The organism is Curtobacterium flaccumfaciens UCD-AKU (assembly GCF_000349565.1).
Classification (GTDB): domain Bacteria; phylum Actinomycetota; class Actinomycetes; order Actinomycetales; family Microbacteriaceae; genus Curtobacterium; species Curtobacterium poinsettiae.
On record NZ_KB714631.1, the window covers coordinates 430,683 to 455,192 of the forward strand.

Annotated in this window: 22 protein-coding genes and 1 tRNA gene; 15 read left to right on the plus strand and 8 right to left on the minus strand. The window is 68.8% G+C overall.

What is annotated here, in order from left to right; genetic code table 11:
* The 11 genes from H489_RS38420 to H489_RS35700 form a co-directional block, all read left to right on the plus strand.
* Positions 1-252: hypothetical protein (locus H489_RS38420; RefSeq protein ID WP_031260528.1), on the plus strand; the 252-nt coding region annotated here is incomplete at its 5' end.
* Positions 252-851: a recombination mediator RecR gene (gene recR, locus H489_RS35665; RefSeq protein ID WP_017888680.1), complete on the plus strand. Its 600-nt coding sequence runs from the start codon at positions 252-254 to the stop codon at positions 849-851. The genes H489_RS38420 and recR, both read left to right, overlap by 1 nt.
* Before the next feature lie 116 nt (positions 852-967).
* A complete protein-coding gene (locus tag H489_RS35670) occupies positions 968-2,233 on the plus strand; it encodes an aspartate kinase (RefSeq protein ID WP_017888681.1) in 1,266 nt (421 codons plus the stop codon).
* 43 nt (positions 2,234-2,276) lie between these two features.
* Entirely contained in the window at positions 2,277-3,329 is a 1,053-nt protein-coding gene (locus H489_RS35675) for an aspartate-semialdehyde dehydrogenase (protein ID WP_017888682.1), read from the plus strand.
* A 98-nt stretch (positions 3,330-3,427) separates the two neighbouring features.
* Positions 3,428-4,915: a malate:quinone oxidoreductase gene (locus H489_RS35680; RefSeq protein WP_017888683.1), complete on the plus strand. Its 1,488-nt coding sequence runs from the start codon at positions 3,428-3,430 to the stop codon at positions 4,913-4,915.
* 58 nt (positions 4,916-4,973) lie between these two features.
* The gene (locus H489_RS37910; protein ID WP_017888684.1) at positions 4,974-6,104 is read left to right on the plus strand and encodes an Rv2578c family radical SAM protein; all 1,131 of its coding nucleotides are present in this window, start codon (positions 4,974-4,976) and stop codon (positions 6,102-6,104) included.
* A gap of 170 nt (positions 6,105-6,274) precedes the next feature.
* Positions 6,275-7,495 carry a sensor histidine kinase gene (locus tag H489_RS37915; protein WP_017888685.1) on the plus strand — a complete coding sequence of 407 codons (1,221 nt, stop codon included), beginning with the start codon at positions 6,275-6,277 and terminating at the stop codon, positions 7,493-7,495.
* Positions 7,492-8,745, plus strand: a complete 1,254-nt coding sequence (locus tag H489_RS35685) for a hypothetical protein (RefSeq protein WP_017888686.1) — start codon at positions 7,492-7,494, stop codon at positions 8,743-8,745. The genes H489_RS37915 and H489_RS35685 overlap by 4 nt, the downstream gene beginning before the upstream one ends.
* A gap of 61 nt (positions 8,746-8,806) precedes the next feature.
* The gene (locus tag H489_RS35690; RefSeq protein WP_017888687.1) at positions 8,807-9,433 is read left to right on the plus strand and encodes a response regulator; all 627 of its coding nucleotides are present in this window, start codon (positions 8,807-8,809) and stop codon (positions 9,431-9,433) included.
* On the plus strand, positions 9,433-10,059 hold the full coding sequence (locus H489_RS35695) for a thymidine kinase (RefSeq protein ID WP_017888688.1): 627 nt from the start codon (positions 9,433-9,435) through the stop codon (positions 10,057-10,059). The genes H489_RS35690 and H489_RS35695 overlap by 1 nt, the downstream gene beginning before the upstream one ends.
* A gap of 449 nt (positions 10,060-10,508) precedes the next feature.
* Complete coding sequence (locus H489_RS35700; protein ID WP_017888689.1) at positions 10,509-11,570, plus strand: LLM class flavin-dependent oxidoreductase; 1,062 nt, start codon at positions 10,509-10,511, stop codon at positions 11,568-11,570.
* A gap of 85 nt (positions 11,571-11,655) precedes the next feature.
* Here the strand turns inward: H489_RS35700 and H489_RS38425 are convergent, their stop codons facing one another.
* From H489_RS38425 to H489_RS35725, 5 genes are all read right to left on the minus strand, one after another.
* The gene (locus H489_RS38425; RefSeq protein WP_017888690.1) at positions 11,656-12,273 is read right to left on the minus strand and encodes a response regulator; all 618 of its coding nucleotides are present in this window, start codon (positions 12,271-12,273) and stop codon (positions 11,656-11,658) included.
* Positions 12,270-13,295, minus strand: a complete 1,026-nt coding sequence (locus H489_RS35710) for a sensor histidine kinase (RefSeq protein WP_017888691.1) — start codon at positions 13,293-13,295, stop codon at positions 12,270-12,272. Before H489_RS35710 ends, H489_RS38425 begins: the two co-directional genes overlap by 4 nt.
* A gap of 96 nt (positions 13,296-13,391) precedes the next feature.
* Positions 13,392-13,598 carry a hypothetical protein gene (locus H489_RS35715; RefSeq protein ID WP_017888692.1) on the minus strand — a complete coding sequence of 69 codons (207 nt, stop codon included), beginning with the start codon at positions 13,596-13,598 and terminating at the stop codon, positions 13,392-13,394.
* Positions 13,599-13,862: 264 nt separating this feature from the next.
* Positions 13,863-14,261, minus strand: a complete 399-nt coding sequence (locus tag H489_RS35720) for a hypothetical protein (RefSeq protein ID WP_017888693.1) — start codon at positions 14,259-14,261, stop codon at positions 13,863-13,865.
* A 98-nt stretch (positions 14,262-14,359) separates the two neighbouring features.
* The gene (locus H489_RS35725; protein WP_152427351.1) at positions 14,360-18,124 is read right to left on the minus strand and encodes a GDSL-type esterase/lipase family protein; all 3,765 of its coding nucleotides are present in this window, start codon (positions 18,122-18,124) and stop codon (positions 14,360-14,362) included.
* A 603-nt stretch (positions 18,125-18,727) separates the two neighbouring features.
* Between H489_RS35725 and H489_RS35730 the strand changes: the two genes are divergently transcribed.
* Together H489_RS35730 and H489_RS35735 are read left to right on the plus strand one after the other, a co-directional pair.
* Positions 18,728-19,267, plus strand: a complete 540-nt coding sequence (locus tag H489_RS35730; RefSeq protein WP_152427352.1) for a hypothetical protein — start codon at positions 18,728-18,730, stop codon at positions 19,265-19,267.
* Positions 19,268-19,444: 177 nt separating this feature from the next.
* On the plus strand, positions 19,445-19,894 hold the full coding sequence (locus H489_RS35735) for a hypothetical protein (protein ID WP_152427353.1): 450 nt from the start codon (positions 19,445-19,447) through the stop codon (positions 19,892-19,894).
* A 263-nt stretch (positions 19,895-20,157) separates the two neighbouring features.
* Here H489_RS35735 and H489_RS35740 read toward each other — a convergent pair.
* The 3 genes from H489_RS35740 to H489_RS35750 form a co-directional block, all read right to left on the minus strand.
* Positions 20,158-20,231: transfer RNA gene (locus tag H489_RS35740), tRNA-Pro, on the minus strand.
* Positions 20,232-20,324: 93 nt separating this feature from the next.
* Complete coding sequence (locus H489_RS35745) at positions 20,325-21,281, minus strand: metallophosphoesterase (RefSeq protein WP_017888697.1); 957 nt, start codon at positions 21,279-21,281, stop codon at positions 20,325-20,327.
* Positions 21,278-23,839: a transglycosylase domain-containing protein gene (locus tag H489_RS35750; RefSeq protein ID WP_017888698.1), complete on the minus strand. Its 2,562-nt coding sequence runs from the start codon at positions 23,837-23,839 to the stop codon at positions 21,278-21,280. The genes H489_RS35745 and H489_RS35750 overlap by 4 nt, the downstream gene beginning before the upstream one ends.
* 50 nt (positions 23,840-23,889) lie before the next feature.
* Between H489_RS35750 and H489_RS37925 the strand changes: the two genes are divergently transcribed.
* The gene (locus H489_RS37925) at positions 23,890-24,048 is read left to right on the plus strand and encodes a DUF4177 domain-containing protein (protein WP_017888699.1); all 159 of its coding nucleotides are present in this window, start codon (positions 23,890-23,892) and stop codon (positions 24,046-24,048) included.
* On the plus strand, positions 24,045-24,506 hold the full coding sequence (locus tag H489_RS35755; protein WP_017888700.1) for a RidA family protein: 462 nt from the start codon (positions 24,045-24,047) through the stop codon (positions 24,504-24,506). The genes H489_RS37925 and H489_RS35755 overlap by 4 nt, the downstream gene beginning before the upstream one ends.
* Positions 24,507-24,510 lie beyond the last annotated feature (4 nt).

The following is a 24,510-nucleotide window of genomic DNA, read 5'->3' on the forward strand; positions in this document are numbered from 1 at the left end:
GACGGCGCACCGTTCCCCGACCCGGGGATCGGTCGCGGCGCGGCGACCGCAGCCGCCGCGCCGGCGGCCCCGGCGCAGCAGGCCGCGCCGCAGCGCGCGTCCCAGCCGTCGGCACCTGCCGCCGCTGCTCCGCGCACCGCGCCGCCCGCGCGCCGCGCGCCGGTCGCGGGTCGGTACGGCGAGGCGGTCGTGCGTGAGATCCTCAACGCTCAGTTCATCGAGGAGACCGCCCTCCACCAGGACGGTGCCTGATGTACGACGGGATCGTCCAGGACCTCATCGACGAGTTCGGCCGCCTGCCCGGCATCGGCCCGAAGTCGGCGCAGCGCATCGCCTTCCACATCCTGCAGACCGAGTCGTTCGACCCGAGCCGACTGTCCGAGCTGCTCGCCGACGTCAAGGAGCGGGTCCGCTTCTGCGAGATCTGCGGCAACGTCACCGAGAACGTGCAGTGCAGCATCTGCCGTGACCCGCGTCGTTCGCCCGCCACCATCTGCGTGGTGGAAGAGGCGAAGGACGTCGCGGCGATCGAGCGGACCCGCGAGTTCCGTGGGCTGTACCACGTGCTCGGCGGGGCGATCAGCCCGATCGACGGCATCGGCCCGGACGACCTGCGCATCCAGCAGCTCATGACGCGCCTGGCCGACGGCACCGTGGCCGAGGTCATCATCGCGACCGACCCCAACCTCGAGGGCGAGGCGACGGCGACCTACCTCAGCCGGCTGCTCGTCCCGATGGGCATCCGCACCACGCGGCTCGCGTCGGGGTTGCCGGTCGGTGGCGACCTGGAGTACGCCGACGAGGTCACGCTCGGTCGTGCCTTCGAAGGCCGCCGCGTCGTCGGCGGCTGACCCCCACGCAGGATCCTTGCGTCGGGGCCCGCTCGCACGCAACATCCCCGAAACACCCTCTACCATTGTGAGACCGCGTGACCTCGCGGTGTCGCCGTCTCCGGGAGTACCAGCCAGTGGCCTTGATCGTGCAGAAGTTCGGTGGTTCATCCGTCGCGGACGCCGAGAGCATCAAGCGCGTGGCGAAGCGGATCGTCGAGACGAAGAAGGCCGGCAACGACGTGGTCGTGGCGGTGTCGGCGATGGGCGACACCACCGACGAACTCGTCGACCTGGCGCACTCCGTCACGCCGATCCCCGCCGGCCGTGAACTCGACATGCTCCTGACCGCGGGGGAGCGCATCTCGATGGCGCTGCTCGCGATGGCGATCAAGAGCCTCGGGGTCGAAGCGTCGTCGTACACCGGCAGCCAGGCCGGCATGCTCACCGACGCCCAGCACGGCAAGGCCCGCATCGTCGACGTCACCCCGAAGCGCGTGCGTGAGGCGCTCGACTCCGGCCACGTCGCGATCGTCGCCGGGTTCCAGGGCTTCAACCGCACCACGGGCGAGATCACCACGCTCGGTCGCGGCGGCTCCGACACCACGGCCGTCGCCCTCGCCGCAGCGCTCGACGCCGACGTCTGCGAGATCTACACCGACGTCGACGGCATCTTCACCGCCGACCCCCGTGTCGTGCCGAAGGCCCGCAAGGTCGACCGCGTCACCAGCGAGGAGATGCTCGAGCTCGCAGCCTCGGGTGCCAAGGTCCTGTACATCCGCGCCGTCGAGTACGCCCGTCGGCACGGGGTCACGCTGCACGTCCGGTCCTCGTTCAACAACAACGAGGGCACCATCGTCTACAACCCTGCCGAGGGGGAAACCGTGGAAGAACCGATCATCACCGGGATCGCCGGAGACCTCTCCGAGGGGAAGATCACCGTCGTGGGGGTCCCGGACCAGCCGGGCAAGGCCGCTGAGATCTTCACCAACGTCGCGCGCGCCGGGGCGAACATCGACATGATCGTCCAGAACGTGTCGGCTGCGTCGACCGGGCGGACGGACATCTCGTTCACCCTGCCGAAGGACCAGGGCCAGACGGTGCTGACGGCACTCGAGGTCGCGAAGGCCGACATCGGCTACGAGAGCATCCAGTACGACGACCAGATCGGCAAGCTCGCCCTGGTCGGCGCTGGGATGCGCACGAACGCCGGTGTCTCGGCGCAGCTCTTCCGCGCCCTGCACGACGCGTCGATCAACATCGAGATGATCTCCACGTCCGAGATCCGCATCTCGGTCGTGACCCGCGCCGACACCCTGAACGAGGCGATGCGGGTCGTGCACAGCGCGTTCGGCCTCGACGCCGACGCCGAGGCCGTCGTCTACGCCGGCACCGGCCGCTGACGCCCGCCGGCTCGTTGATCCGCTGAACCACCAGGAGCACCGCATGACCACCCTCACCGTCGCCGTCGTCGGCGCCACCGGCCAGGTCGGCGCCGTGATGCGCCGCCTGCTCGAGGAGCGCGCGTTCCCGGCCGACCGGGTCCGCTTCTTCGCGAGCGCTCGTTCCGCCGGCACGACGCTGCCGTTCCGCGGCGAGCAGATCGTGGTCGAGGACTCCGAGCTCGCCGACCCGTCCGGCATCGACATCGCGCTGTTCTCCGCCGGGGCCACCGCCTCGCGGGCCCTGGCGCCGAAGTTCGCCGCTGCCGGGGCGCTCGTCGTCGACAACTCGAGCGCCTGGCGCATGGACCCCGACGTCCCGCTCGTCGTGAGCGAGGTGAACCCGCACGCCATCGACCAGGCGCCCAAGGGCATCATCGCGAACCCGAACTGCACGACCATGGCGATCATGCCGGTGCTCAAGGTGCTCGACACCGAGTCCGGGCTCCGTCGCCTCGTCGCCACGACCTACCAGGCGGTCTCCGGCTCCGGGCTCGCCGGCGTCGAGGAACTCCTGGGCCAGGCGAAGGCCGCCCTCGAGCAGGACACCGCTGCGCTGACGCACGACGGATCCGCCGTGACGTTCCCCGAGCCGGTCAAGTACGTCCGCCCGATCGCGTTCGACGTCGTGCCGCTCGCCGGCAGCATCGTCGAGGACGGTCTGGGCGAGACCGACGAGGAGAAGAAGCTCCGCAATGAGAGCCGGAAGATCCTCGAGCTCCCCGACCTGCTCGTCGCGGGCACGTGCGTGCGCGTCCCCGTGTTCACCGGTCACTCCATCTCGGTGCACGCCGAGTTCGAGCGTCCGCTGTCGCCCGAGCGCGCGACCGAGATCCTGTCGAGCGCGCCCGGCGTCGAGCTGTCCGACGTCCCGACCCCGCTGCAGGCCGCGGGCCAGGACCCGGCGTTCGTCGGCCGCATCCGCGCCGACCAGTCCGCGCCCGAGGGCCGCGGCCTGGTGCTGTTCGTCAGCAACGACAACCTGCGCAAGGGCGCCGCGCTCAACGCGGTGCAGATCGCCGAGACCATCGTCGCGCGTCGCTCCGTCGACGCGTAGCGCGCGCCGAGCGCGACCAGCAGACGGACGGGAGGCCCGTGGCGACACCGCCACGGGCCTCCCGTCCGTCTGTCGGGGGACGCCGGTAGGATCGACGGGTGGCAGAGAAGCAGGTGGACCCCATCGACGTCGTCCTGATCGGCGGAGGCATCATGAGTGCCACGCTCGGGGCCATCATCCACAAGCTCGAACCGAGCTGGAAGATCCGCGTGTACGAGCGGCTCGGCACGGTCGCGCAGGAGTCCTCGAACCCGTGGAACAACGCGGGGACCGGGCACTCGGCGCTGTGCGAGCTGAACTACACGCCCGAACTGCCGGACGGCCGCGTCGACATCGCGAAGGCGGTCACGGTCAACGAACAGTTCCAGGTCTCGCGACAGTTCTGGGCGCACCTGGTCGAGACCGGCGTGCTGCCGGAACCGACGAACTTCATCAACCCGACGCCGCACATCTCCTTCGTCTGGGGCGAGGCCAACGTCGCCTACATGCGTGCGCGGTACGAAGCGATGCGCGACCACCCGCTCTTCGCCGGCATCGAGTTCTCCGACGACCCCGCACAGATCCGGCAGTGGGCACCGGCGCTCATCCCCGGTCGCAAGAAGGACCAGCCGATCGCTGCGACGTACTCGGCGGCCGGCTCGGACGTCGACTTCGGGTCGCTCACCCACCAGCTCTTCGACCAGCTCGAGCTCGACGGCGTCGAGATGGAGCCCTCGCACCAGGTCACCAACCTGACCCGCTCGAAGGTGTCCGAGGGCTGGGTGCTCAACGTCCGCAACGAGATCGGTCGGTCGACGCAGCGGATCGCCGCGAAGTTCGTCTTCGTCGGCGCCGGTGGTGGCGCCCTGCACCTGCTGCAGAAGTCCGGCATCCCCGAGATCCGCGGCTACGGCGGTTTCCCGGTGTCGGGGGAGTTCCTGCGGACCGACGACCCCGAGGTGGTGCAGAAGCACTCGGCCAAGGTCTACGGCAAGGCGAGTGTCGGTGCCCCGCCGATGTCGGTGCCGCACCTCGACACCCGCATCGTCGACGGTGGTTCGTCGCTGATGTTCGGCCCGTACGCCGGGTTCAGCCCGAAGTTCCTGAAGCAGGGATCGGTGCTCGACCTGTTCCGCTCGATCCGACCGCACAACCTCCGCCCGATGCTGAGCGTGGCGTTCTCGAACTTCGACCTGGTCCGCTACCTGGTCGGTCAGCTCCTCGCCTCGAAGCGCACCAAGTTCGAGGCGCTCCGTGACTTCATGCCGAGCGCCGAGCCCGAGAACTGGCACCGCATCACGGCCGGGCAGCGCGTCCAGGTGATCAAGCCCGACAAGGACAAGGGCGGCGTGCTCCAGTTCGGCACCGAGGTCATCACCGCCGCCGACGGCTCCATCGCGGGGCTGCTCGGGGCGTCACCGGGTGCGTCGACGGCCGTGCCGATCATGCTCACGATGCTGCACCGGTGCTTCCCCGACCGGTGGGACGGCTGGCAGGACGACGTCCGCGCCATGGTGCCGACGTACGGGCAGGACCTCGGTGACGACCCGGAGCTGGCCGACGCCACGCTCGAGCGCACGGCGAAGGTGCTCGGCCTGCACCACTGAGGCCTGCAGCGATCCGCTCCGGCTTGCAGTCCGTTCGAACGTGTGTTCGAATGACGACATGCGGTGGAGTGGACAGGCGATCGACGCGGAGCAGAGCGACGCGCTGCCCGGGATGGAATCGAACAGCGGGTTCGTCCGGAGCGTGACGACGCCCGAGTTCACTGGGGTGACCTTCCACGAGGTCCTGGCGAAGAGCGCCCTGAACCGGGTGCCGAGCGCAGACGGGTCCGGCACGTACGGCTGGACGATCAACCCCTACCGCGGGTGCAGCCACGCCTGCGTGTACTGCTTCGCCCGCCCGACGCACACGTACCTGGAGTTCGACGGCGGCGCCGACTTCGACCAGCAGATCGTGGTGAAGACGAACGTCGCCGACGTGCTGCGTCGTGAGCTCGGCAAGCCCACGTGGGACCGCCACCCGGTGGCCCTCGGCACGAACACCGACCCGTACCAGCGGGCCGAGGGACGCTACCGGCTGATGCCCGGGGTGATCGAGGCGCTGGCGGAGTCGCGCACCCCGTTCAGCATCCTGACGAAGGGCACGCTGCTGCGGCGCGACCTGCCGCTCCTGGCCGAGGCGGCGAAGGTCGTGCCGGTGGACCTCGCGATGTCGATCGCCGTGTACGACGACTCGTTGCAGCAGTCGGTCGAGGCGGGCACCCCGACGACGTCGGCGCGGCTCGCGACCGTGCGTGCCATCCGTGACGCGGGGCTCGACTGCTCCGTGTTCCTGATGCCCGTGCTGCCCTACATCACCGACACCCGGGCGCACCTCGACGACGCCGTCGGTCGGTCGGTCGCGGCCGGAGCGACGAGCATCACGTACTCGGCGCTGCACCTGCGGCCGGGTGTGAAGCCGTGGTGGTTCGAGTGGCTCGGCCGTGAACGGCCCGACCTGGTGCAGCGGTACCGCGCGATGTACCTCGACAACACCTACGCACCCAAGGACTACCGGCGGTGGTTGTCGGAGCGCATCCGGCCGATCCTGGCGGCGCACGGGGTGGGGCTCGGGCGGGTGGACCCGGCCACGGGGTCGATGGGGTTCTCGGGGCCGCGTGCGCTGCCGCCGGGTGTGCCGGACGGCCCGCCGCAGGAGCAGTCGGTGCCGACGGTCTCGCCGCTGAAGCGTGCCGACCCCGGGTTCGACCGACGGTTGCTCCGGCCCCAGGTGTCGCAGACGCTCTTCTGATCGGTGATCCGCCGGGCGCTGGCCGGTCCACGTTCGGGGGACAGCAAGACCCGAGGTCGGGTGGCTATCATCGAGCGGGTCGCCGTACGGCCCGGGTTTCGGGGTACACGGCCGCTGCTCCGGTGGTTGGATCGTGGACGGCGCCCTCGCCACCCGAAAGGACTCACCTCGTGCTCGGCATCCCCACGCACCTCGCGCCGCGAGTGAACGCGTGGTCGACCGTGCGCGCCTTCCACGCCGGCGCCGTCGGGTCCCTGGTGGCCGCGGTGATCACGCTCGTGCTCTACGGCCTGTCCGAGCCCGGGGTGCAGGTGGTCGGCACCGCGCTGGCGGTCGTCCCCATGCTCGCCATGATCGGCGTGCACGTGCAGTTCGGCACCCGGCTCTCGGCGATCGCGTTCCTGGCGGTCGGCGGCGTCTGCGCCTGGTGGTTCGCCGTCGGGGTCCAGCAGCAGGTCCCGACCGGCTGGGTGACCTCGTACCTGATGTCCCTCGTGGTGATCCCGCTCATCCTGGTCGGGGGAGCCGGTGCCGTGCCGCGCCGCGTCGTGCTGTGGTCCTTCGTGGGCTTCCTGACCGGGCGACTCGCCACCTGGATCGCCATCGCGCAGGACGGTGCGCCGCCCCGGCCGCTCATCCTGGCCTGGATCACCCTGGGCTTCGTGGTCTCGCTCGTGCTCTTCACGACTCGCAGCACGGGACGGAGCGAACGGGTGCAGCCCGAGCTCCTGCGCTCGGCCCGCGAAGAGCACGTCTCCGCCTACCGTGCCGGGGTCGAGGCCGAGGCGTCCGCGATCCTGCACGACACGGTGCTCAACCACCTCGGTGCCATCGCGCTGGCACCGGACGGTCCGATGGACCCGCACCTCGCCGAGACCGTCGACGCGGACGTCGCGGTGCTCACCGGCAAGGGCTGGCTCGCCCCGGCCGCCCGTCCGCGCCCGGGTGCGGCGGCCGAGACGTTCGGCAGCATGGTCGACGAGCACCGTGCGCTCGGACTCGACGTCACCGTGTCCGGTGACACCTCGGCGCTCGACCGCCTCGACCAACGCGCACTGTCGGCGATCGTCCGGGCCGTCGCGCAGTGCCTGGCGAACGTGCGGAAGCACGCCGGCACCGACGCAGCCGAGGTCAGCGTGTTCGACGACAGTGCGTCCTGCACCGTCATGGTCGTGGACGACGGTCGTGGGTTCGACGAAGACGCCACCGGCGCCGACCGGATGGGGCTCCGCGGGTCGGTCCGCGACCGCATCGGACGGGTCGGGGGTGACGTCCAGATCTGGTCGTCGCCGGGTTCCGGGACGAGCGTGATGATGACGGTGCCGTACGTGCCGGTCACCGGTGCCGTCACCGTGCCGGCCGCCGCCGACGACCGAGGGGCTGTGCGGTGACCGCGGTCCGTCCGGGCCGGGCGACCCGCCCTGGTCCCCGCCGCACCGCGCAGCAGTACGACCCGCTCGGCGCGATGGGGTCCCGCCCGCTCGTCGTCGTGCTCGGGGCGGGCAGCGTCGTCTGGGCCCTGCTCGTGTCGATCTTCGACCGCGACGTCGTGGGCAGCCCCACGCTGAGCGCCCTCACGGTGCTGCTCGTCGCGGCCTCGGCGGTGGTGGTGTTCACCGCCTCGAGTCCGTTCCGCGCGCCGTTCCCCCGTTGGGCCTTCATCGCACACGTCGGGTTGCTCGGCCTGGCCTCGGTCGCGAGCATCGCCGCGCAGTGGGGGCCGGACCGCAGCGCCCTGAACGACTTCATGTCCCTGCTCACCGCGACGGGCATCGTGATGGTCGCCCCGTACCGACCGTGGACCGACCTGACGATCGGCGGGCTCGTCCTGGCCGCGGTCAACGCCGTCGCCTGGGGGGCGGGCGCAGCGGAGTTCCCGCACGAGGTGCCGGTCGCCGTCGCGGCGTTCCTGGCCGCGGCCCCGACACTCGTGCTGACCGCTGCTGCGGCGGTGTTCGCACGGACCTTCGCGGGGCTCGCCGAGCGGGTGCAGATCCGTGCCGGGTCGTACTCCGTCGCTCGCGCCGAGCGGGACGGCATCGCGGCGAGCGTGCAGCAGGACCATTCGACCATCCTGTCCCGTGACGTCGCCCCGTTCTTCGCCGAGCTCCGCACGCGCGACGTCATCACCGACGCCGACCGTGCCCGTGCGCGTGCGATCGCCGACGGCATCCGGGCGTCGATGGTCGCCGACGCGGACCGCACCTGGTTCGAGCTCGCCGTCCGGGTGGACGGCGGTGCAGCACCGCTGGTCGACGACCCCGACGGCCTCATCGCGACGCTCGACACCGACCAGCGGACGGTGGTCCGCACCTTCGTCCGAGCGGCCCTGCGCGCCTCGACGGTCGACCCCGCCGGGTTCCGGACGACGGTGCGACGAGCCGACGCTGCGTCAGGCTCCGCGTCAGGCCCCGCGTCAGGCCCCGCGTCGGGCCCCGCGTCGCCGGCTGGCGCGCCGACGCCGGCCACGCCACCAGCCCGCGTGGAGGTCGTGATGGAGCTCGCCGTCGCGGACTCCGACATCGGCATCCACCGCACCTTCGACCCGTACTTCGCCGTCCTCCGCGTGACGTTCCCCGACCTCGACGTCGCAGTCCGTCCTTCCGCCCTCGCACTAAGGTTCTCCTATGACCAGCACTGACCCGAACAGGCTCTCGGAGGGGTCGCCGTCCCTCCCGAACCCGGGAGCACGACGTGTTCGGTTGGCCATCCTCGACGACCACGAGGTGCTGCTGGACAGCCTGTCGAGCTGGATCGCGGTGAACGCGTTCGACTTCGACCTGGCCCTGACCGCGCACACCTGGCTCGAGATGGTCCACAGCGACAGCTTCCCGACCGACCTGGTGTTCCTCGACTTCCAGCTCAAGGAACCCGTCTCCATCGAAGCCCGCGTGCGCACCTGCCGTGCCGCCGGGGCGAAGGTGATCGTGCTCTCGAGCGTCGACAGCCGTGAGTCCCGCGACCGCGCCCTGGCCGCCGGCGCCGCGGCGTTCCTGTCGAAGTCGCTGCCGATGCGCGAGGTCATGGACGTCGCGCGCGAGATCATGGGCGTCGCCCGCGAGACCCCGCAGCCCCGCGAGTGGCGTCCGCTGCCGACGGGGGCCACCGCGCACCAGCGGCCGAAGCTCAGCGCCGGTGAGGAAGAGGCGCTGCGGCTCTACGTGTCCGGCTACTCGACGAACGAGGTCGCCGCGCAGATGAACGTGCAGTACGAGACCGCGAAGACCTACCTGCGTCGCGTGCGCGAGAAGTACAGCAAGGTGGGCCGCCCCGCCTCGAAGAAGTCCGACCTCATCCGTCGGGCCGCCGAGGACGGGTTCCTCGCGTAGTGGCGAAGCTCTACTTCCGCTACGGCGCGATGAACAGCGGCAAGAGCACGGGCTTGCTGCAGGCCGCCTACAACTACGAGGAGCGCGGGCACCGGGTGCTGCTCGCCAAGCCCGCGGTGGACACCAAGGGCGACCGTGAGATCGTCTCCCGCCTCGGCGTCACCCGGACCGTCGACATCGTGTTCTCGCCGGATGCCGACGTCCGCGACGCCGTCACCGCCGCCGGAGCCGTCGACCCCGAGTCGGACCGCCTGGACGGCATGGTGCGTCCGGTCAGCTGCGTGCTCGTCGACGAGGCGCAGTTCCTCACCCCGCGCCAGGTCGACGACCTGCTGCGCATCGCGGTCCTCGACCAGGTCCCCGTGATCACCTACGGCATCCGCACGGACTTCCGCACCGAGGCGTTCCCCGGCAGCGCCCGCCTGCTCGAGGTCGCGCACTCCCTCGAGGAACTCAAGACCATCTGCCGCTGTGGCCGCAAGGCGGTCTTCAACGCCCGCACGGTCGACGGCCGCTTCGTCTTCGACGGCTCCCAGGTCGCGATCGACGGTGTCGACGTCGCCTACGAGTCGCTCTGCGCCAACTGCTACCTGACGGAGTCCGGCGGCCGCCTCGACGGCGCCTGACCGCTCGTGCCGGCTGGCGACGACACGACGTCGGATTCGTCGAGTGGTCGCGTCCCGTCGATGATGCGCCCTGATCGTGTCCACTTGCCGGTCACGACACCCCGCTTGGGTTCGCCGCGCGGTCACGCCGCGTCGGCGGTGCGCCCGTCGAGCGACCGTCCGTGACCGGTCCGAAAGGCGCGCGCGGCACGTCGTGACCGCTCGGCGTCCGAGACGGAACCGAAGGCCGGCCGGGAGGCGCGGCGCGGCCCCGCCACGGGCCTCCCGGCCGTCGCATCGCGCGTCCAGGGCACGCCGCGTGCGTCAGCCGAGTGGTCGCGGACTGTCGGTGCCGCAACCTCCAAGCGTCACCTGGTGACCGGTCGGCGGCGGTGCGGCGGCATGTCCTGACCGGTCGAGGTCCCGGTGCCGCGTGGAATGCAGGTGCGCCGGAGCGCGTTGGTGACCACATGACCGACGACACCCTGCACCTGTCCGTCCTCGACCTGGCCACCCGCGAGTACGGCCAGTCCAACACCGAGGCCCTGCAGGGGTCCATCGACATGGCCGTGCACGCCGAGCAGCTCGGGTACGAGCGGTTCTGGGTCGCCGAGCACCACGGGATGCCGGGCATCACGTCCTCGGCCCCGGCGGTGCTGCTGAGCGCCGTGGGCGCGGCCACCTCGACGATCCGCATCGGATCCGGTGGCGTCATGCTGCCGAACCACGCGCCCCTCGTCGTCGCCGAGCAGTTCGGTACCCTCCGTGCCCTGTACGGCGACCGGGTCGACCTCGGGCTCGGGCGCGCTCCCGGCACCGACGGCGCGACCGCCATGGCGCTGCGCCGAACCGACCGACTCGACGTCGACGACTTCCCGCAGCAGCTTGCCGACCTCATCGGCTTCTTCACCGGGATGGACGAGGCGAACCCGCTGTCCCGCATCCGCGCCGTGCCCGGGTACGGGGACGTGCCGGAGTTCTGGCTGCTCGGGTCCTCCGGCTACAGCGCCCAGGTCGCGGGTGCGCTCGGCATCTCGTTCGCCTTCGCCCACCACTTCGCGTCGGACAACACCGAGGCGGCGCTCGCCCTGTACCGCGACTCGTTCCGTCCGTCGCGCTTCCGGCAGACGCCGAACGCGCTGATCGGCGTGCAGGTCGTCACCGACGAGGACCCTGCCGTGATCGAGGAGCAGAGCGCGCCGGGCATGATCTCCTTCATCCGGATGCGCTCCGGCCGGAAGCCCGAGCCGGTGTCGATGGACGAGGCGCGTGCGTACGAGTTCAACGACCTGGAGCGTCGGTTCATCGCGGCTCGCACCGAGCGTCAGGCCTACGGCAACGCCGAACAGGTCGCGGAGAAGATCAACGCGCTCGTGGCGTCGACGGGGGCGAACGGTGTGATCGTGTCGCCCGGCGCTGCGCAGGCGCGGTACCGGCACCAGGCGCTCGACGTCGTGGCCGGGCTGCACGCCGCCGGCAAGCTCGTGCCCGCGGGTGCGTCAGCTGGCGCCGGGGCGTCGTCCGTCGGCTAGTCCGGGTTCGTTCGTCGAGTGAGCAGAAGATGTCGGGCCACCGCTCGTGACTCGACTTCTTCTGCTCACTCGTTCGTGTGGTGCCTCAGGTGAGCAGGCCCAGGCGCGTGGCTGCAGCGACCGCCCCGACGCGGGACCCGACGTCGAGCTTGCGGAAGACGTTGTAGACGTGCCGCTTGACGGTGCCGATCGCGAGTTGCAGGTCGGCGGCGATCTCGGCGTTGGTGCGCGCGGCGGCGAGGAGTCGCAGGACCTCGAGCTCGCGGTCGCTCAACGGTGAGCCGGCACGGGCCTCGGTGACCAGGTCGACGGGGAACGTGACGGGTGCCGCATCGGCCTGGGCTGCCCGGGCGATGCGGTCGACGAGTTCGCGGCTCGGGGTGTCCTTCGTGACGAAGTCGACCGCACCGGCGTCGAGCAGGGTACGACGGAGAACGGCGTCGCGGTGCATCGTGAGCACCACGACGCGGATGTCCGGGCGGGTGCGGCGCACGGTGGCGATCGTGGTGCGCGCCGGCGGGCCGTCGAGCTCGACGTCGAGGAGCAGGACGTCGATGGCGGCGGCCTCGGGGGAGTCGAGGACGTCGGACGGTCGTTCGCCGTGTGCGACGACGCGGATCGTGGGGACGGCGGCCAGGATCGTGGCGAGTCCTTCGCGGAACAGCCGGTGGTCGTCGACGATGGCGACGTGGGTGACGGTCACAGGGTGCCCTTCGGGATCGTCAGGCGGACGGTGGTGCCGGTGCCCGGGGAACTCTCGACGGCGAGCCGAGCGCCGATCACCGCGGCGCGCTCGCGCATCGTCTGCTGCCCGAGGCGGCCGCCGGCGTCGCCCTGCACGTCGAAGCCCGGGCCGTCGTCGGCGACCGTCACGACCACGGCGGCGGCGGACCACGCGAAGCGCACCGAGGTCGTCGAGCCCGGGGCGTGCTTGCTGCGGTTCGTGAGCGCCTCGAGCAGGATCGTCAGCGCTTCCTCGGCCTGCCAGTTCGGCAGCGCAGCGGGCGTCCCCGTCGACTCGATGGACAGCCGGTCGTCGTCGGGGAACAGGTCGCGCACGTGCCGTCGGAGCGCATCGTCGAGCAGGGCATCCCCGACCCGGGCGTGCAGGCTCACCGCGAGGTCCTGCACGTCGCCGAGGGCGCTCCGGAGCAGCCGTGCGGCGTCCTCGAGCTGGTCGGCGCGCTCGTCGGACGGCGGGTCCGTCAGCAGGACGAGGTCGAGGCGCTGCAACCCGGCGAGGATGCCGTGGGCGACGCGGTCGTGCAGGTCCCGCGCGATCCGGGTGCGGGAGTCCAGGTGCGCCGTGGTGAGGCGTTGGCGCAGTGCCTCCGTGTACGCGACTGCCCCGGCCGGGAACCGGCTCCAGATGCCGGCGTGCAGGGCCCTCGTGGCCCGCAGGACCTCGGCGGTGGACGTCGCACCGACCTCGTCGACGAAGACCGGCAGGTAGGCGTCGAACAGCATCTCCGCCGCGAGCATGGCACCGGCCGGGTGCTGCGCCTGCTCGGCGTGCAGACTGCCGGTCGCCAGGTGGTCGGGATCCAGGTAGGCGTTGCTCACCACGCTGGCCTCGGCTCCAGCTGCGTAGCGCTCGTGCGCCTCGGCGATCATCGACGTCACGTTCTCGACCAGGTTCTGCGTCAGCACCGGGTCGTCGGCGATGTCGGGGAACTGCGCGGCGATCTGCGCGAGGAGGGCAGTGAGTCGATCGGGGATGTCCATGACGGTCGCGAGCGTATCGGCCGTGGTGCCGCGCGGATGTGTCGCACGCCGCACGATGGGCCACCGGACACATCGCCGCGACGATGAGCGCCCCGATCACGGACGGAGTCGGACCTCGACCCAGGGGGCGGCGACCACCGCCCACACGGTGTCGCCGCGCTGCATGCCCGATGCGTTGACGGACTCGTCGCCGAACGAGCTCGCGCCGAACGAGCCCTGCCCGGTCGTGTACATCTTGACGTTGACGTTGACGTTGACGTTGACGCGGTTGCCGTCACGGCGGAGGTCCGTAATCACCGTCACCGGGAACGATTCCGTCGTCCGGATCTCCTCCGGAGTCGTGTCGAGCAGGAGCAGCGTTGACCCGGTGCGGTCACGTTCTCCATCGGAGCGTCGTCCAACGGCCCGTGCGGAGCCTCTGACTCTGAACATTTTTTTAGGGGGGAGCCTTGGAAGGCCTCAAGCATCCGCAACGGGCGTTGGGTCCCTGGCCTGACCGGCCACGAGCCGGACGGGGTGCGGCGCCCGGTCTTCTAGGAGCATGCAGGCTTCCACGTCCTCGCGACGTCAGGGGTGAAGTCTGACCTGTTCCCATGGTTCGGGGAACACCTCCAGCACTGTGCGACCGCAGGTCGTGCCGCGCGCCGAGGCGCCCCCACCGGGCTCCGCTGTCACCCGGGCGCACCCGAAAACGTTGATCGCCTCGTCACCGAACCAACCGGTCTGGCGTGACCCGTGGCCGGTGGTGAACAGCTCGAGCTCGAGTCGGCCACCGGTTGAGTGCAGCGCGGTGATGGCCGTCGTCGGGAAGGGCTCGGTCGTCCGGATGTCTTCGGGGTTGGCGTCCGGGAGGAGCAGCGTGTAGGCCTCGCCAGCTATTACCCGACGGCGCAGCTCGGTGAGGCTCCCACTCTCGTCGGCCACGACCGCCACGCGCTCCCGCACCTGCCGTGCGGCGTCGTCCATGTTAGAAGTGACCTTCGCCTCAGCGCTGCATCCTGTCACGGACAAGAGGAATGCGAGGGCGAAACCAGCCCTGGCGGAACGAGCCTGCGATTGAGTTGTCAATAGCGTCCCCTGAGTGTGTCCTGCAGGACGGTGGCGTACAGCCCTGTGCCGACGGTATTTGGGTGGAAGCTCTGCTGCGACACACCCCACTGCACGTTGTCACCGGGCCAAGGGAAGTCGACCAAGGGCTTGTCCCCGTTCCAAGGGGTACCCCCATTCTTCGCGTCGTACTCTACGAGGCCGTTGATCGCAGGGCTGCTCGAACAGATGTTCCGGCCGGAGAAGGTGGTCTTGGGGTCGCCGAAGTAGACGGCATGTCCCGCTCGGTTAGCCCGTGCTGCGGCGGCTTTCACCGTCGCGTTGAGGTGTTCGGCCGCGGCATCGAGCCACTCTTGGTCGACGGCCTTGATGCTCACGCAGGAAACGCCGTTCGAGAACATCGGCGGGTACCCGAGGATTGCGATCTTCGCATTGGGCGCGGCTTGCTGGATCGAGGAAAGTACCTCAAGGACCTTGTCTTCGGACGCGTCCGTGAGGTCCTTGGTCTTGTTCTCCAAGCTCTTGCCGTTCGATAGCTGTGGGAGCTCGCGGCATGGGGTCTGAAGCTTGCCCGCGACGACGCACTGTCGGACCACGTCGGAAAACCCGATGTCGTTCCCACCGATCGTGATCGTGACGAGGGTCGTGTTCTCGTCCAGGTAGCCCTGTTCGATCTGCGGGAGTTCCCTGGTCTTCGTGCCTCGCTCTCCGGCCGCATTAGCGCTGACATCGGCTGCGACAGCGCCGCTGCAGGCGATGAAATGGTAGTCGAGTGTGGGGTCATTCGCGTCAGCCCGGGCACCAATGGACATCGTCGACGTTGAGACGGCTGCCTTGCGCGACCACGACGCATCCGAGCGGTGGCAGGCGTTCCTGGAACGCTCCTCGGTGCCGAAGTTGTCTGTCTCCGCGTAGTAGGGGTTGCCGTTCTTCGTGCCCCGCGCGCCCTCACCCGAGGAAAACGAGTCGCCCATGCTGACGATGATGTCCTTCGGCTTGGCGCTGAGTGGCTCGAACGCGACCGCATCCCAGGCGATGTCGTCGAGGTAGTCTTCTCCGTCAGCGGTCAGATTTGTCAGTGTGACCTTCGGCGTGCCACTGAACTGGAAGACACCGATGGACCGCCACGTGTTGGCGTAGGTCCGTTGGGGGAGCGCACGACTCACCGGCTTCCCGTCCCCGCGGTCCACCTGGTAGACGGCTTGCTGCGTCCAGGCGGCATGGTCCGGAGTATGGACGTAAACGCGTCCCCACTTCCCAGCCATCGATTCGCCGAGGTTCCATGTCCCGCTGACTCGGGACGGGTAACCAGCGGCGTCGGCCCTCGTATGCGTGAAGAAGAAATGCCCGTTGAAGCCGCCGCCGAGCTGATGCGTGTCGATCTTCGATGGGTATGACCCGTCGGAGGCACGACCGAAGTCGAACCGGAATGATCCTTGCGACGCGACGGGGCTCCCGCATGCTGGGTTCACGGGCTTCTGGGACATAGTCGAACTCTCGACCGAGAGACTGAGGTCGTCCACGATCTTTGCCACGGACGGCAGCTCGGCGGTCCTCGCGCAGGCCGGCGGGAAGCTCGGCGACTTGCCGACGGACGCGCTTGCCTCGGTCATATAGGACGATGCCGGCGAGAAGCGGTGGAACGCGACGCCGCAGGTGGTCGCGCAGTCCTGCTTCCAGACCGCCTTGGCCTCCCACCAGCAGTGCGAGTCGACCCGGGTGCATCCGGGAGCGGCGCCGGTGTTGCACGCGTTAACCTTCGGGTTGCAGAAAGTATCCAGCGGAGGCTTCACCTTGCTGCGGTTGCGCGGGCCTTCCACATCGCCACCGTTCCACGATGCAGTCCGAAACCCACCGACCTCCTCAGGGCCACCGCGCGCCGTCTGTCGTTCGATCAGGCCCTGGGAGAAGGCGGCGAAACCCATGACCTTCTCGGGGTACGGCCAGTTCTGCGGCTTGGAGGCGTCGGACGGACGTCCGTCCAGGAAAGGTAGTCGGTTCTGCGGGTAGTTGGGGTTGCCCGGGTTGTTCGACCAGCCGAGACCCTCATACCCCTTGTCATCCGGGCCCTGGTAGCCAGTGTTGTAGATCCACACTGCCCCGAACCAGTTCTCGATTTTCGAGGGGTCGTTGTTGTTGATCGTGATGCCCTTGGCCTGGAGCTGATTCCACTTGGCCGCCAGCATCTGCTGCGCACGTGCGATGTTCGCCTGGTAGTCCACCGCGACCGCCTGCTGCTTCGCTGCGGGCATCGCCGGGTTGTTCGCCGGCGACGAGCTCGAGACGCGCATCCCGTCCGTGATCTGGCCCACGCCGTACCCGCAATCGGCATTGTCGAACGCGACCTTCCAGAACGAGGCCTCGCTGGTCGAGGCGTCGCGGTCAGTACCGTAGAAGTTCCCGATGAGCGGGTTCCCGGTCTCCCCGGGGCTCGTGTATCTCGATGCTTGCCACAGGTTTGACTCCTGCATGAGGACGCCCAGCAGCACCTGATCCGGGATCTGGCCACCGCCCGTCAACGCGGTGCGGGGAAACATGCCCTGTGGCGTGTACGCGGACATCGCGAGGTTACGCCAGTTCGCCGGTCGTGCTTCGGTGAGTTCGCCGCGCACGGCCCGGTTCACCGCCCACTCCACCTGCCGTGGCATAGGTTGTGCGGCCTGCATGCGGACGTCGTTCCGCGCGACAGCACAGGTGCGCTCGGCCTCGGCTGGGTTGCTCGCCGAACCGACAGTTGTCGCGGCGAGACCGGTGGCTGCCGCCGGCGTGACGCGAGCGGTGCGCGCGGGAGTTGCGACGGAGCGGCGCGGACCGTCGATGCGGGTGCCGTCGATGCTCTGAGTGACTGCTGGGACCCCGTCAGGAGTCGTGGTCGCGCGGACCTCCGCGGTTGCCCCGCTGGCAGTGCTCGTGAGTGGGACAACTACTTGCGCCCCGCCGTTCGTTTCGAGAGCCTCCGGAGTCTCGGAAGCTACCGCTCCCTCGGTGGACAGTTCGCTCGTCGGGGCGACATCAGGAGCGAAACGCAGTGAAGTGTGTGTGGCCGAGCGTCGGTCGTTCGATGCGCCCAATACCCACGTGCGACCCGCAGCGTCGGAACGGACGCCGACTCGATTGACCGTTCCGGACGCAACTACTTCCGGTGTGGCAGGTCCGGACGGATCGACGGCGTCGTGAAGCCGCCGGACCGTGGCGACGTCGCCCTTCCGGTCGATCCAGGAGAGGGCACCGTCCTCGGCGAGGGAGAGGTCGTACGCAACACCCTGCGTCTTCACCAGCGACCGAGCGCCGTCCTCGCTGATGTCCAGGATGCCGTGAGGGCCAGCGGCGAGCACGCGCCCGCCTTCCTGTGCGATCGGCGAGGTCACCTGACCATCGACTGCGACGTCGAGGAGATGCCGTCCGGTCGCGGCGTCGGCGGCACCGATGTGCGTGCGGATGCCGTCGAAGCGTGAGAACGCCACGGTGCTGGTCGAACTGCAACCAGGGTTGAAGTACGCCATCGAGTAGCCCCGACCGAGCGACTGGACAGAGCCGTCTGCGGTGTCGACGATGGCGGCCCATCCACCCTCGTTAAACGCGTGGTCGTCGTTCGTGAACTCACGCGGCCCGTAAACCACGCCGACGTACTCGCCGTTCTCAGTGACGCACGTGTTCCCGATCCACTGGTCGGTCTCAACCCCCGGCACTGCAAGCGTGGTCAATGTTTGCATCGCGTACCCGCTCTTCGCCGTGCCCCGCAGTACCGAGAAGCCGTCGGCATCCCCGGTGGAAGTCACCACGGCGTCGGTGCTCCGCTTCCAACTCTTCCCGGAAAATGAGTCACGGGATCGCTCGGGTAGCGCCGAAGGTGCGGCTGCGCTGCTGTCGCTGCGCGGGACCGGGAGATCCGCGGATGGATCCGCGACGGCTTGCGCCGTATCGGGCTGCAAGGTGAGCGTACTCACGGTGATGGCAGCGACCAACGCAGCGGCGTATAACGATCGAGTCGAGCGCAAGATTTCCCCCAGGTTAGCGGTGTGAATCCGCTGTGTATTCTCCGATGCTCGCTCACGCTAGCGGCGCGCAAAGCGCGATGTCTGTCCTCTCTTCGGCGGACGGTACCGCGGTTCTATTTGCGAAGGGCTCGAGGTCAGTCGACGAGCGCGGCGGGGTCATTACATCGACCAAAGGGCGTCGCAAGCGAGCTTCTGGTGAAGCGCGAATCTTCGGTGGCGCAGACCCCCCGGAGGCCTCGTCGTGATGCGGCGAGTGATCGGGGGACAGGAGAGTCCTGCGAAGAACCGACAGCGCACTTCCTCGGCCGTTCACTAGGTTGAGCCCAGGAAAACGCAAGGTTGAGCGGGGAAACCTTTCCCGCACCGTTGCCGGGCCAGGGGGTTGGCGTGCAGAAATCGACGAAACTCATGTTCGCGCTCGGAGCGCTGTTGGTCGTCGCGGTCGGGTTCAGTGCGGTGCGTTCACAGGAACGCTCGGCCGCCGAGGCTGCTCCATCAGCCCAGCCGTCGATCATCACTCAGCACGACGTTACGGGGGCATGGACAGCTGCCACTGCCGCGATCCGGCAGCCGCTGCCCAATGGCATGGAGTTCCAGACGGACCCGCCGCCCTTCTTTGACGACGAAGCGAGCGGCCCTGAACCGGTTTACTCGCCGATGCTTCCTGCGCAGATCGCAGCTCGGTGGTGGCGTTGCGCCTGGATCGACGCGTCGCTGCACCCCGGATCCAGTAGGGCGACTGTCGCGCCGGAAGAAGCTCGTTCGGTGGTGGACGAGTGGAACGACATGCCTGGCATGCGGGGGAACGAAGCGTTCGTCGACTACGACGCGCGCATGGCGTCGGCAGCTCGCGAAGCGGGCAAGACCCCATTTGCCCTCGAATACGAACTCGACTGCGGGAAGTTAGTTTACACGCCGGAGTCTTAATCGCCGCCCCGCTGGGCGGCACGATGAGCCGTTGGTGCTCGTCGACGGCATCCCGCTGTTCGCGGGCCAGAGCATCCGCCAATCGAGCGGTTGGAAGGTGTCGGAGCCACTGCTCCGACGCCTAGTACAAGAGGTATCGCTCACCAGTGCTACCTCGACCATCACCTAGGGGAAAACATGTTCAAGAAATTCGGCCGTCGTTCGGCAATGATGACGCTCGCCGCCATCGTCGGGACGCTCGGCCTCGTACTGACGGCGGCTCCGGCCCAGGCAACCACCACCACGCTCAGTGGGCCGATCTCCGAATGCAACTTCACGCTGAAGTACGGCGTCGCGCGGACGAACAGCAACGCGCAGAACGCGGTCTCGTTCCGTCCGACGAACACCGGTGGGTGCGGAGCACCGCTGACGCTTGCTCTCCGCAACTCTTCCGGTTCGACTTTCGCTCGTGGGACGGCGAACTCTGGCAAGACCGTCGCCATCAAGGCTGACAACGGCAAGTACTGGGTGGGAGCGGGAACCTTCTACATCAACGCGGGCATCAATGGTGCTTGCGGTTCGTCGACTTGTGCGCAGGGGCATTCCTGGTCGGCTTCGTTCACCTACAACGTGCGCTGGACCCCCTGATCTGATGCGTGCGGTGCTCCTACGGCGGCCGACACAACGCCGGCGGAACGCCGCACGCACCGAGCACAGGGGAGCCGATCATCGCTACTGCAGCCCGCGAGAAGAGGTTCTCCGACTGATCGCAACGGATCCGTCGAGTGGAGTCTCCTGGGCAACCAGTCGGTGCCCCTCGATGCCCTATGGGTCTCGAACTTCAGCCATGCAAGCGAAGGCCCCGATCCTGATGGATCGGGGCCTTCGCTGTCCACTGTCTCAACACAGTGTCGGGGTGACAGGATTTGAACCTGCGACCTCCTCGTCCCGAACGAGGCGCGCTACCAAGCTGCGCCACACCCCGCGGTGTGATCACTCCGTACCGGAGCAACCAGACAATACTATCCGATGATCCAGGGTGCTCACGACCATCCGGCGAACTCCCGGGCGCGTCGGTTCAGGAAGCCCGTGCGGTGAGGGTGACCACGACGGCCTCGGGTCGGCAGGCGAACCGGACGGGCGCGTAGATCGAGGTGCCGAGGCCGGCCGAGACCTCGAGCCACGACCAGTGGTTGCGGTGCTCCCACTTGTGCAGCCCGCTGGCGTACCGGCGGGGGAGGTCGCTGTTCGTGACGAGCGCACCGACCCCGGGGACCGCGACCTGGCCGCCGTGGGTGTGACCGGCGAAGATGATGTCGGCGCCCTGCGTCACGAACGCGTCGAGCACGCGACGGTAGGGGGCGTGCGTGACACCGATCGCGACGGGCGCGGGGCCGTCCTCGTCCTCGGACCACGGCACGTCACTGCGCATCTCGTCGACGTTGGTGGGCAGCAGGTCGAGGCGGTCCCAGTCGCGGTGCGCGTCCGAGGTGCCGAACAGCTCGAACCGGGAGCCGCGGAGCTCGATCGCGTGCGCCTGGTCGTTCAGGTCGAGCCAGCCGAGCGACTCGAAGAACGCCGTCTGCCGGTCGATGTCGAGACCGACGGGCTCCGCCGCCTTGTGCATCCGGCTCGGGCCCGAGAAGTACTTGAGCGGGTTGCGCGGGGACGGCCCGAAGAAGTCGTTCGACCCGTAGGCGAACACCCCGGGGACCCCGCGGAACGGCTCGAGCGCGTACTCCACGGCAGCGTTCGCGGTCGCGTGGCCGAGGTTGTCGCCGGTGTTCACGATGAAGTCCGGCTCGACCAGGCTCAGGTCGCGCAGCCACTGCTGCTTGTCGGCCTGCCACGGGGCCATGTGGATGTCGGACAGGTGCAGGACGGTCACGTCACGGGAACCCGGCGGGAGCACCGGGACGGTCTCCCACCGGATCCCGAAGCGGCGACGTTCGACGAGCGAGCCCCACGCTGCCGAAGCAGCCCCGACGGCCGCGCCTGCAGCGAGGACGCCGAGTGCGGCGCGGCTGCGGGTCACTTGCAGTCCTTGGGCGCCTTGCCGTCCTTGTCGCCGTAGAGCTTGATCCGCACCTGGTCGTCCTTGTTCGCCGTGGCGCTGATCGCCGGGTCGACCGCGGCGACCTTGCAGGTCTTGCCGCCGCCGCCCTTGGCGTAGTCATCGGTGATGCTGACGTTGGTGAAGCCGGCGTCGTTCAGGGCCGAGCGGGCATCCCCGAGGGAGTTGCCGCCGATCTCCGGAACGGTCGCCTGGGTGCCGTCCGACGTGTAGACGGTGACGCTCGAACCCGAGGACAGGAGCGCACCCGCCGCCGGGGAGGTGGAGGTCACGGAACCGGGGTTCCCCGGGCCGGGGCGTGCTCCGCCGTCGACGTAGGTGAACCCGGCGCCCGAGATCGCCGCGCGGGCCTCGTCCGCCGTCTTGCCCTGCAGGTTCGGCAGGGCCTTGGCGTTGCCGCGGATCGCGGTCTGCTGTGGGTCCGTGAACGGGCCAGCGGGGTAGATCGCGTTGATCGGGGTCATGGCCTCGCGCCACACCTTGGCGCGGTCTCCGGCGTACGTACCGCCGACACCGTTGCTGTAGTGACGGAGGTTGTTCTTCTTACCGTCGGTGTTGCCCTGCCAGTAGGCGGTGGCGACTCGCGAGCTCGCACCGACGAGCCAGATCTGGTCAGCCTCGTCGGTGGTACCCGTCTTGCCGAACAGCTGGGTTCCGTCGGGCGTCTGCGCGCCCACTGCCGTTCCGCTCCTGATCGTGCCCTTCATCGCGTAGATGGCCGCCTGGGCGAAGGCCGGATCGACGGCCTGCTGGCAGTCCTTGGTCTGACCGCCCAGCTTCTTGCCGGACGGGGAGGTGATCTCGTCGATGGCGATCGGCTTGCAGTAGATGCCGTTGTTCGCGACGGCGGCGTAGGCAGCTGCCATGGTCATCGGAGCGATCTCGTTCGTGCCAAGGATCGCGGAAGGGTTCTGGTACTGGAGCTCTCCGCCGTCCGCCCGGTGGACACCGAGCGACTGCGCGATGTCACGGATGTCGCAGAGGTCGAGCTTCTGGGCCATCGAGGCGAACGCACCGTTGATCGAGCCAGCAGTGGCTCCCATCACGCTCCAGTTGCCGCCCTCGCCCGGAGCGTCGTTCGACACCGGGAAGGGGGTTCCAACGGTTTCCCCACAAATGGTCCAAGGGGAAATGGTCCGTTCCGCGCCGCTCACGGTTTCGTTCAAGCCGTGTCCGGCCTTGACCCAGTCGAGCAGGGTGAACAGCTTGTACGTTGAGCCCGTCTGGAAGCCGCCCGAGCTGCCGTACTTGTAGTCGACGCTGTAGTTGATGCTGGTCGACGTGGGTGCGGACTTCAGCGACTCGTCGAAGTCCTTGTTCTGCGCCATCGTGATGATGCGCCCCGAACCGGCCTCGATCGAGTTGAGCGTCGACCCCAGGGCCAGGTTCGTCTCGGCCTTGTTGTCGTAGGTGTTCAGCAGGCGCTTCTGCTCGGCGTTCAGATCGATGTTCAGCGTCGTCTGGATCTTGTAGCCGCCGTTGCGCCACGCGGTGTCGCGGGCCTTCTGCGAGGAGCCGAGCTGCGACATCTCGAGCACGACCTTCTTGGCGTAGTCGCAGAAGAACTGCGAGCCGTCGCCGACCGAGGACCGGCACCCCTGCGAGGGCTGCGTCAGGTGCACGTAGTCCGCCGGCTTCGACAGGCGGGCCTTGCGGTACTCGGCCTCGGTGAGGTTCTTCTGGGCGTACATCGATCGGAGCACGACGTTGCGTCTGGCGACGTTGGCGTCGTACTTCTTCGGGTTCGACAGGTTGCGCGCCTCGGGGTACTGCACGATCGCGATGAGCGACGCGGCCTCGGCCGGGGTCAGGTCGGTGGCGCTCTTGTTGTAGTAGTGCTGCGCCGCGGCCTGGACGCCGTACGTCTGGTCGCCGAAGTAGGCGATGTTCAGGTAGGCGGTGAGGATCTCCTTCTTGGAGTACTTCTTCGCCAGCCCGATCGCGAGCTTCATCTCCTCGAGCTTGCGGGGGATGGTCTGCTCGACGGCCTCGTTGTAGGCCTTCTCCTGCTCCTTCTTGGTGGGGAGGTTCAGGGCTTCGTTCATCTTGATGTTGCGGACGAGCTGCATGGTCAGCGTCGACCCACCGCCCGAGTCGCCGAGGCCGCCCGCGATGCTGCCCACACCGGCGCGGATGAGCGACGTCATGTCGACGCCGCCGTGGTCGTAGAAGCGCTTGTCCTCGCCGTCGATCGCCGCGTTCTTCAGCTGGTCGCTGATCTGGTCGAACTTCAGCTCTTGGCGGTTCTGGTCGTACAGGGTCGCGAAGTGCACGGACTTGCCGCCCGAGTACGCGTACAGCTCGTTGCGCTGCGGCAGGTCACCGATCTCGATGTACTCCGGCAGGGACTCGAACACGCCGATCGTGGACGTCGTCGTGACACCGGCGACGGCGATGGCCGGCGTGACGCCGATCGTGACGAGCAGGCCGGCGAGGGCACTGAACCCGACGAATCCGATGAAGGCGCCGACTGCTGAGACGGGCTTGGTCCGCGATGCAGACGTCTTCTGGGCAGACATAGGATGCAGCCTAAACGACACCCCCGACTGAAAGGCTGGCAAGGAACCGCATGACTCGCTGGGAGTACTTCACCACGCCGCTGATGATCCACAACACCACCGCGATCCTCAACAACTACGGGGACGAGGGTTGGGAGCTGGTCCAGATCGTCACCGGACCCGAGGGTGGCCTCGTCGCCTACCTGAAGCGCCCCAAGGCCGACGCATGACCGTCTCGGACCGAATCGCCGAACTCGGCCTGACGATCCCCGCGGTCGCCGCGCCCGTCGCCGCCTACGTGCCCGCCGTCGTGACGGGCCAGTACGTCTACACGGCGGGTCAGCTGCCCTTCGTCGACGGCACCCTGCCCGTGACCGGCAAGGTCGGTACCGACGTCGACGCGGAGACCGCTGCCGCCCAGGCACGCGTCGCCGCGCTGAACGCCCTGGCTGCCGTGCAGTCGGTCGCCGGTTCGCTCGACCGCGTTGCCCGGGTCGTCAAGGTCACCGTCTTCGTCGCGTCGGACCCGTCGTTCACCGGCCAGCCCGGTGTCGCGAACGGCGCGTCGACCCTGGTCGGCGAGGTCTTCGGCGACGCCGGCGTCCACGCGCGGAGCGCGGTGGGCGTCGCGGTGCTCCCGCTGGACGCACCGGTCGAGGTCGAGCTGGTGGTGGAACTGACGTCCTGACGGA